The 9,755-nt window shown below is 64.8% G+C and carries 4 protein-coding genes and 1 pseudogene; 3 read left to right on the forward strand and 2 right to left on the reverse strand.

Annotated elements, in window-relative coordinates; translation table 11 throughout:
* Nucleotides 1–588 (forward strand): annotated as a pseudogene (purH, locus tag EOA36_RS16955) (bifunctional phosphoribosylaminoimidazolecarboxamide formyltransferase/IMP cyclohydrolase); the annotation flags it as partial.
* A 44-nt stretch (nucleotides 589–632) separates the two neighbouring features.
* Here purH and EOA36_RS16960 read toward each other — a convergent pair.
* Together EOA36_RS16960 and EOA36_RS16970 are read right to left on the reverse strand one after the other, a co-directional pair.
* Complete coding sequence (locus tag EOA36_RS16960; protein WP_127278614.1) at nucleotides 633–2,012, reverse strand: MFS transporter; 1,380 nt, start codon at nucleotides 2,010–2,012, stop codon at nucleotides 633–635.
* A 274-nt stretch (nucleotides 2,013–2,286) separates the two neighbouring features.
* Nucleotides 2,287–7,074, reverse strand: coding sequence for an NAD-glutamate dehydrogenase (locus EOA36_RS16970; protein WP_127278615.1), 4,788 nt, complete (start codon nucleotides 7,072–7,074; stop codon nucleotides 2,287–2,289).
* 137 nt (nucleotides 7,075–7,211) lie between these two features.
* Here EOA36_RS16970 and EOA36_RS16975 point away from each other — a divergent pair, with 137 nt between their 5' ends.
* Both EOA36_RS16975 and EOA36_RS16980 read left to right on the forward strand, forming a co-directional pair.
* On the forward strand, nucleotides 7,212–7,775 hold the full coding sequence (locus EOA36_RS16975; protein ID WP_127278616.1) for a peroxidase-related enzyme: 564 nt from the start codon (nucleotides 7,212–7,214) through the stop codon (nucleotides 7,773–7,775).
* A 139-nt stretch (nucleotides 7,776–7,914) separates the two neighbouring features.
* Nucleotides 7,915–9,735, forward strand: a complete 1,821-nt coding sequence (locus EOA36_RS16980) for an aromatic amino acid ammonia-lyase (protein WP_127278617.1) — start codon at nucleotides 7,915–7,917, stop codon at nucleotides 9,733–9,735.
* Nucleotides 9,736–9,755: the final 20 nt, after the last annotated feature.

Here is a 9,755-nt window from a genome sequence, read left to right on the forward strand (position 1 = left end):
GTTCAAGGCGACGATGCCGCCGACGAGGCCGCGGCAATCATCGCCGCCAAGAAGAATTTGCGCCTGCTGGTCACCGGCGGCCTGCCCGATCCGCGCGCGGCCGGCACCACGGTCAAGTCGGTTTCCGGCGGCCTGCTCGTCCAGGGCCGCGACAACGCCGTGGTCGACGACCTCGAACTGAGGGTGGTGACGAAGCGCGCGCCGACGCCGGCCGAAATGGCCGACCTCAAATTCGCCTTCCGCGTCGCCAAGCACGTCAAGTCGAACGCCATCGTCTATGCCAGGGACGGCGCCACCGTCGGCATCGGCGCCGGCCAGATGAGCCGCGTCGATTCCTCACGCATCGCCGCCCGCAAGGCGCTCGACGCGGCGGAGGCCGCCGGGGTGACTGAGCCGCTGACCAGGGGCTCGGTGGTCGCTTCGGACGCCTTCTTCCCCTTCGCCGACGGCCTGCTGTCGGCCATCGAGGCCGGTGCCACGGCCGTGATCCAGCCGGGCGGTTCGATGCGCGACGACGACGTCATCGCCGCCGCGGATGAACATGGCATCGCCATGGTGTTCACGGGCGTGCGGCATTTCCGGCATTGAGCACCCCCATCCTTCTCCCCTTGTGGGAGAAGGAAGTGGCGCTGCTACTCAACCGGCCGATCCGCCGGATATGGCGTTCCAACCAGGATCGCCATGCCGATGCCGAGGAACAGGATGATCGCGGCCATGCCGAGCCGTGGCGAATCGCTGAGCGTGGTGATGGTCGCCACCATGAACGGCGCCAGGAAGCTGGTGGCCCGCCCGGCCAGCGCGTAGATGCCGAAATAGCGCCCGGATTCGGCGGCGGTGACGCTGCGCGCCATGTAGGAGCGCGACGAGGCCTGCACCGGACCGAAGGCGAGGCCGATCAAAAGGCCATACATGATGTATGCCTTTTCCGCGGCGGTGCCGAACAGCCCGCCTGAATCGGCGGTCGACAGCGGTATAAGGCCGAGCAGTGTGAAGCCCGGTCCGGTCGAGACGACGCCGACGGTGGCGACCGAAAGCATGACCAGCGCAACCATCACGACGTGCTTCGAGCCGAGCGCGGTATCGAGCCGCGCCGCGATCCAGCAGCCGAAGATGGCGACGACGTTGAGGATGATGCCGAACAGGCCGATCTCGGTGATCGACCAGTGGAACATGCCGGCCGCGAACGTGCCGCCCAGCGCCAGCAGCGCGTTGACGCCGTCCTGATAGATCATCCGCGCCGCGAGGAAGCGCAGGATGCCGCTGCGGTTGCGCACTTCGGCGAGTGTCGACTTGAGTTCCGACAGGCCCTCGCGCACCGCCGGCCCGATCGGGATGCCCTTGACGGCGTCGGGCGTGAAGAAAAACATCGGCAGGATGAACAGGAAATACCAGCCGGCCGACATCGGTCCGGTGAAGCGCGCGTCCTCGCCAAGCTTCGGATCGAGCCCGAACAGCGGGTCGATGCCGATAAGCGTCTTGCCGGTCTCCAGATTGCCTGCCAGGAACAGGACGACGAAGATCAGCGCGATCATACCGCCGAGATAGCCAAGTCCCCAGGCCATGTTGGAGATCCTGCCGATCTCGGCCTTCGGCACCAGGCGCGGCATCATGGAATCGTTGAACACGGTCGAGAACTCGGCCGCCACCGAAGCCAGCGAGAACAACAGCACGACCAGGAACAGGTTCGAACCGGGCGCGGCGAACCACAGCAGGGTGAGGCTGACGATCTTGATCGTCGCGAAGAAGGCGATCCACGGCTTGCGCGGCCCGGTCTGGTCGGCGATCGAACCGAGGATGGGCGACAGGATCGCGATGACCAGCCCCGCCGCGGCGATACCATAACCCCAGGCCGCCTGTCCGGCGGTCGGGTCGCTCGCCATGCGCGAGACGAAATACGGTCCGAAAATGAAGGTGGTGACGACGGTGAAGAACGGCTGCGCCGCCCAGTCGAAGAACATCCACCCCCAGATGCCGCGCCCCGACGCCCGCTGCACTGTCTCTACCGCCGCCATGCTGATTCCCCCGGCCCGCCCGCGTCGGGCGTCATGTCTGCATGTTTTTCATGGGCATGCAAACTGGCAAATGTTCGTGCCGCCCCTCACCTGCCTTTCGGCATCCTCTCCCCGTATAGAGACGGGGAGAGGGGCGCCGTCACTGCGGATTTCGCCAATCACCAGCGTCCCAAAAGAAGGCGCCGAGGCCGCGGCCAGCCCTTTCTCCCCGTCACTATGCGGGGAGAAATGCCCGGCAGGGCAATGAGGGGCGGCGCCGGCGTTTCGGAGATGCTCACATCCCCGTCAAATCGCTCATCAGCCCCGACGCGACCGACAGCCGCGACACGGTGATGTCGCCGCCTTCGGTCAACGCCTGCAGCCGTTCGCGGATGCGCGCCACCCGCTCGCCGCCCGCTTCGAGCCAGGCCGCCACCGGATCCGCGGCCTTGGCATGGCCGGTGAGCGCGGCCACCGCGATGCCGCGCCGCGCCGCGCCGATCGTGTCGGTGGCGCGGGACAGAGCGAGTTGATCATAATAGTCCGATGGCGTGATCGAGCGCGCCGCATCCTCGACGCGTGGGATGCGGAAGGCATCGCTGACGGCGAAGAACGCCTTGGCGGCCGCGACGATATCGGCACCGGAGGTGCGCGCCGTCAGCGCGATGTCGGGAATGAGCTCCGCCGCCTCGCTCATCGCCAGCTGCTCGGCGAGCTTTTCCGGAGCGCCCGCCTTGAACAGCCCGTGCCGCTTCTCCTCGATCCGCTCGCGCGAAAAAGCCGGCAGCAGCGATACCAGTTTGGGCTCCAGCGCCTTGCGTGCATCCTGTAACTCGGCGATGCGTTGGCCAAGCGATGCCGTGCCGGCATCGTTTTTCAGATACCAGCCGCTGCTCATATAGATAAGCCGGCTCACCATCTGGTAGAGATCGAGCTGCACCTGGCCGTCGATCTGGTTATCGAGCGCGTCGATCTCGCGATAGAGCGCCGGCAGCGCAAAGCCGTCGCGCACCACGGCAAAGGTGCGCACCACGTCGGCGGCGGTGCGCCCCGTCGCTTCCTGCAGCCGGTTGACGAAGGATGGGCCGCCGCGATTGACCAGATCGTTGGCGACGACTCGGGCGATGATCTCGCGGCGCAGCCGGTGGCCATGAATCTCGGAAGCGTATTTCTTCGCCATCCGGTCCGGGAAATAGCCCATCAGGTCGCGGTCGAAATGCGCATCATCCGGCACGTCGCTGGCGACGATGTCGGAAAACAGCACGATCTTGGCATAGGCGAGCAGCACGCCGAGTTCGGCCCGGGTCAGCGGCTCGCCGCGCGCCTCGCGCTCGGCAAGGGCCGCCGGCGACGGCAGCGTCTCGACCACGCGGTCGAGCAGGCCACGCGCCTCCAGCGCGGTCATGAAGCGGCTTTGATGCGCGATGTCGGCGAGGCCGCGCTTGCGGGCGATCGAAAGCGCCAGCGTCTGCTGGTAGTTGTTGGACAGCACCAGGCCGCCGACCTCGTCGGTCATTTCGGCCAGCAGCTTGTTGCGCGCCGGTCGCGTCAATGATCCCTTGCGCATGGCCGACGCCAGCGCGATCTTGATGTTGACCTCGACGTCGGAGCAGTTGACGCCGCCCGAATTGTCGATGGCGTCGGAATTGCAGCGGCCGCCATTCATGCCGAACTCGATGCGTGCCCGCTGCGTGACGCCGAGATTGGCGCCCTCGCCGATCACCTTGGCACGCACGTCGAGCGCCGTGATGCGGATGGCATCATTGGCGCGGTCGCCGACTTCGGCATTGGTTTCGGTCGATGCCCTGAGATAGGTGCCGATGCCGCCGAACCACAGGAGATCGACGGGCGCCTTGAGGATGGCGGTCATGATCTCGACCGGCGTGGCGGTCGTCTTGGCGAGGCCGATCGCGGCCGCCGCGGCAGCCGGCAAGGTGATCGACTTCTGGCTGCGCGAGACGATGACGCCGCCTTCCGACAGCTTGGTCTTGTCATAGTCCTGCCAGCTCGAACGCGGCAACGCGAACATCCGCTCGCGCTCGGCCATCGAGGCAGCCATGTCAGGATCGGGATCGATGAAGATGTCGCGATGGTCGAAGGCTGCGATCAGCCGCGTCTTCGGCGACAACAGCATGCCGTTGCCGAACACGTCGCCCGACATGTCGCCGACACCGACGACGGTGAAGGGCGAGGTCTGGATGTCGCGGTTCATCTCGCGGAAATGCCGCTTGACCGCTTCCCAGGCGCCCTTGGCGGTGATGCCCATCTTCTTGTGGTCGTAGCCGGCCGAACCGCCGCTGGCGAAGGCATCATCGAGCCAGAAGCCATGCTTTTCCGAGATGGCGTTGGCGGTGTCGGGGAAGGTTGCCGTGCCCTTGTCGGCGGCGACGACGAAATAGGGATCGTCCTGGTCGCGGCGCACGACACCGGCCGGCGGAATGACACCGTCCAGCCCGATATTGTCGGTGATCGACAAAAGGCTGGAGACGAAGTTCTTGTAGGCGGAGGTGCCGGCCTCGAAGATGGCGTCGCGTCCGGCGCTCATCGGCAGTTTCTTGGGATAGAAGCCGCCCTTGGCACCGACCGGCACGATGACGGCGTTCTTGACCTGCTGCGCCTTGACCAGGCCGAGCACTTCGGTGCGGTAGTCCTGGGCGCGGTCCGACCAGCGCAGGCCGCCGCGTGCGACCGGGCCGAAGCGCAGATGCAGGCCTTCGACCTCGGAACCGTAGACGAAGATTTCCCGCCATGGCCGCGGCGCCGGCAATCCCTCGACCGCTTGCGACCCGAGCTTGATCGCCAGCGACTGGCCTTTCTCTTTCGTATCGGCAACGAAATGATTGGTGCGCAGCGAGGCTTCGATCAGGTTCAGGTAGCGCCGTATGATCGTGTCGTCGTCGATGTTGGGGACATCTTCGAGCGCATCCTTGATCTTGGCCTTGAGGTGCTTGGCCGCCACCACGCCTTCCGTTTCCGCCGTCGGGCCGAGGCGGGCGATGAACAGGTCATGCAGGCCGCGCGCGATTTCGGGATAGCGGTTGAGGGCGGCGGCGATGAAGTCCTGGCTCTGCGGAATGCCGACCTGCTGCAAATAGCGGCCATAGGCCCGCAGGATGGTAATCTCGCCCGACCACAGGCCGGCGGTTTGCGCAAGGCCGTTATAGCCGTCATTGTCGACGTCGCCGCGCCACACCGACAGGAACGCGTCCTCGAACAGCGCGCCGCCGTCGGCGAGGTCTATTCGCGCGCCGTAGCTGTTCTCCAGCTCCATGTCGTGGATGAAGACCATCCCGGAGGCTTGGTCGCCGACTGCGAAAGTCCGCTCGCTGATGACGCGGAAGCCGATGTTCTCCAGCACCGGAACGCGCCGCGACAACGCCACCGGACTGCCATGGTGATAGATTTTCAGCGCCGCCTGCTGCGGTTTCTGCCCGGTATGGCGGTAATAGTCGATGGCGATCGGATTGCTGGCGCTGATCTTGGCGATGCGCCCGGCATCGGCCAGCGCCACCGCCGCGCTGAACGAATCCCGGTAGCTTTCCGGCAGCCGCGCGGCGATGGCTTTCAACGCCGGGTCGCTGCCGTCGGCTTCGGCCGCATCGGCAAGCGCATCTTCCCAGGTGCGCACGATGTCGCGGATCGCCGCCTCGATCGTAGCCTGCTCGACCTTCGGCGTCTTGCCGCCGGACCGGCCGATGATGAAGTGCACACGCGCCAGCCCGCCTTCGGGGAAGGCCGGATAATAGGCCGACAGCCGGCCCTCGAATACGGTTTTCAGATAGGCGCCGATCTTCTCGCGCACGACGCTGTCGTAGCGGTCGCGCGGCACGAAGACGAGGATCGACACGAAACGATCGAACTGGTCGGCACGCACCAGCGCCCGCACGCGCGGCCGCTCGATCAGCCCGAGAATGGCAGCGGCATGCTTGCGCAGGATCGGCACCGGCACCTGGAACAGCTCGTCACGCGGATAGCTTTCCAGCACGTTGATCAGCGCCTTGCCGGAGTGATCGTGGCGGTCGAAACCCGACTTGGCGATAATGGTTTCGGCCTTGGACCTGAGATACGGGATCTTCATCACCGAGCGCGTGTAGGCGGTCGAGGTGAACAGGCCGACGATGCGCAGTTCGCCCGCCAACGTGCCCTTGGCGGTGTAGGTTTTGACGCCGATATAGTCGAGATAGATGCGCCGGTGCACCAAGGACTTGGCATTGGCCTTGGTGACGATCAGCGGCTCCGGTCCGTGCAGGAACGCGCGGATTTCCGGTGTCGTCGTCACTGCCTCGGTGCCGCGCCTCAGCACCAGCACGTCCGGGTCGGTCAGGATGCCGAGGCCGGGTTTTTCGGAGCGCTCCAGATTGCCGCTTTCCTCGCCGCCGATGTACTTGAATTCACGCATGCCGAGGAAGGTGAAATTGTCGTCGCGCAGCCACTCCAGGAAGGCTATGGCCTCGGCGACGCTCTTCTTGTCGAGCGGCACCGCAGAATAGCGGAATTCGGAGATGGCCTGATCGAGCCGGGCGAGCATCGGCCGCCAGTCGTTGACCGCGGCGTGGACCTGGCCAAGCATCTTGCGCAACCGCTCGGTCAAGCCATTTGCCTGTGCTGACGTCAACCGGGGAATGTGCACATGGATCACGCTCAGCCGGTCGTGGCTGCCGTCGTCCTTGGCGAAATTGCCATCGCCGAGGATTTCGTCCACACCCGTTTTGCCATGGCGAACCGTGATCACCGGATGGGTGACCAGGGTCGGTCCCCCTGATGTCTCCGTGACTTCGCCGAGGATGGAATCGAACAGGAACGGCATGTTGTCGTTGACGACCGTGATGACCGTCACCGGGCGGCCTTCGCGAACGACGCCCGAATCGGCTTCGACGGCGACGACGCACTCACCCTTTTTGTGGCCGGCGACCGCCTTGCCGGCGAGATCGGCGGCGCGTTCGAGGTCGGCCACGTCATAGGCGGCGATATCCTCAGCCGGCGCGCGGGCGAGCAGATAGTCGGCAAGCCTGGCCGGTCTGTCCTCCGTCTTCGCCGCCGTTGCCTTCTTCTTCGACTTAGCTGCGGACTTCACGCTGGCCATGACGCTTCTTCCCTCCCGTCGCATGCTTTTGCGACTATGGTAGCAGATGACCGCTGTTTGGCGACAAAGGTTTGACGGCTTGCCAAGAATTATCGGAATTCGGCGGCAGGCCATCGCGTGACGAGGAGAAATGATCCATGACAGGCAAAATCACCGCGCTTGACCTGGCCCCGGCAGAGCCGAGCGAACCGACAAAAGCCTATTTCGCCAAATGCGAGGAGAAGCTCGGCCTCGTCCCCAACGTCCTCAGGGCCTATGCCTTCGACGACAAGAAGCTGCGCGCCTTCACCGACATGTACAATGATTTGATGCTGGGCGAATCCGGCCTGTCGAAACTGGAACGCGAGATGATCGCGGTCGCCGTCTCCTCCATCAACCACTGCTACTATTGCCTGACCGCGCATGGCGCGGCGGTGCGCCAGCTCTCGGGCGACCCCTTGCTTGGCGAGACGATGGTGATGAATTTCCGCGCCGCCGACCTTTCGCCGAAGCAAACGGCGATGCTCGAATTCGCCGTCAAGCTGACCGAAGAACCGGCCAGGATCGTCGAGGCCGACCGCGCGGCGCTGCGCCAGGCAGGCTTCAGCGACCGCGACATCTGGGACATCGCCTCGACCGCGGCCTTCTTCAACATGTCGAACCGCGTCGCGGCGGCAATCGACATGCGGCCCAACGACGAATACCACGCCATGGCGCGATAGGGCCACGCGGGCTGCACCGTCAGTCCTGCTCTCATCAAGCGTTGACAGGCGAATGCAGCCAGTTAGTTTTCCGGGAAACAAAATTTCCGAGGGGTGAAACTTCGTGCCCGAGGCTAACGCTTCGAGAATAGGAGCCCTTATGCTTGAGCGAATTGCCCAACCCCGGATTTTTCTCTGCGCCCTGACCATGACACTGGCGCTCGCCACCCCACCCGCTCATGCCTTCGAGGCAGCGACCACCTATCAGCCCATTTTCGAGACCGCGGCAGCCAAGACAGTAACGTTGACCGGGCATGACCTGACTATCGATCAGGTCATCGACATCGCCCGCAACGGCGCCAAGGTCGAGCTTAGCCCGGAAGCGCTGCAGCGCTCGGCGGATGCCTATGGCCTGCTGCTCGAGGGTGCGGCCGAAGGTATCACGATCTACTGGTTCAACCGTGGCGCCGGCGATCAGCGCGAAACGGTGATCTTCTCCGGCGATCCGACGACGCCGGAAAACAGCAAGCTCCTCAAGGAGCAGCAGCTCGCCCGCTTCAAGGGCGGGGTCAACAGAGGCTACGGGCCGGAACTGCAGGAAGAAGCGCTGGTGCGCGCGATCATGGCGATCCGCGCCAACACCATGTCCTACGAAGCCGCCAGCCCGCAGCTGACGCATATGCTTGTCGACATGCTGAACAAGCGGGTGACGCCGGTGGTGCAATCGCGCGGCACGCTCGGCGAAGGCGACCTCGCGACACTCGGCAATATCGGCGCGACGATGGTCGGCGAGGGCGAGGCCTATTTCAACGGCACACGCATGCCCGCCTCCCAGGCCCTCTCCCAGGCCGGCCTGAAGCCGCTCGAACCCTTCGCCGCCGACCAGGCCGCGCTGATCAGCACCAATGCCTATGCCCAGGCGCAAGCCGTGCTCTTGCTCGAGGACGCGCGAAAACTGCTGGAATGGACCGACCTCAGCTACGCCATGGGGCTCAACGGCATGAACTCCAGCGTGACGCCGATATCGGTGCCGGTGCAATCCATGCGGCCTTACCCGTGGCTGACATGGGACGCGGCGAGGATCATGGACATGATCAAGGGCAGCTATCTCTTCGACGAGGATCCGGCCCGCATCATCCAGGACCCGGAAAGCATGCGCGCCTCCAGCCAGCGCCAGGGCTCGGCCTGGCAGGCCTGGGCGGATCTGCGCCAATCCGTGCTGCTTTCGATCAATTCGTCGGATCACAATCCGGCCATCCTGCCGGGCCTGACGCCGCAGAGCTCGCCGGAGCTGAGCACGCCGCAATTCATGAAATATTACATCAAGGGCGGGCCGCTGAGTAACGGCAAGTCCGGCTATATCTTCTCCAACGCCAACTGGGATCCCTATCCCATGGCCAATCAGGTCGAGGCTTTCACCATCTCGCTGACCAATCTTGGCGTCGCGGTGGCGCAGCGCATCGAGCGCTTCCGCAACCCCTTCTTCACCGTGGTCAAGCCGGCCGATGTGCTGAAGCCCGAAGAGCGCAAGGACATCCCGACCTTCGACGGCTATCTGCCGACCGATCTCTGGCAGGAGCTGGCCGACCTCGGCACCCCGGTGACGCCGAATGGCCAAGCGATCGTCGCCACCGTCGAGGACCTGGAAGCGCAAACCCGCATCAAGACGCAACGCGCCCGTGAGGCGGTCGACGTGTCGTTCCACCTGCTGGCGCAGGACCTGTTGACGGCAAGCTATTGGATGGAAATCCGCAAGGCGCAGAACCCGCAGCGGAAATTCGGCGCGGCGCCAACCGCGGCACTCGAGGCGCTGCGCCAGGTAATCCCCTGGCATCAGGCGGCATCGGAACGGCAAAAGCGGCCGCTCGGCATGGTCGCCTACGATTTCATGCAGGAGAACCCGGCTTCGAAATTCTATTCCGGCGGGCCGCTGGCCCCGAAGAGTGCTTCACTTCCGACGGCCGGCGTTCTGCCCAACTGATGAAGCTTGCCGCAAGGCGG

The sequence above is a fragment of the Mesorhizobium sp. M8A.F.Ca.ET.021.01.1.1 genome (genome assembly GCF_003998025.1).
In the GTDB taxonomy this organism is placed as follows: Bacteria; Pseudomonadota; Alphaproteobacteria; order Rhizobiales; family Rhizobiaceae; genus Mesorhizobium.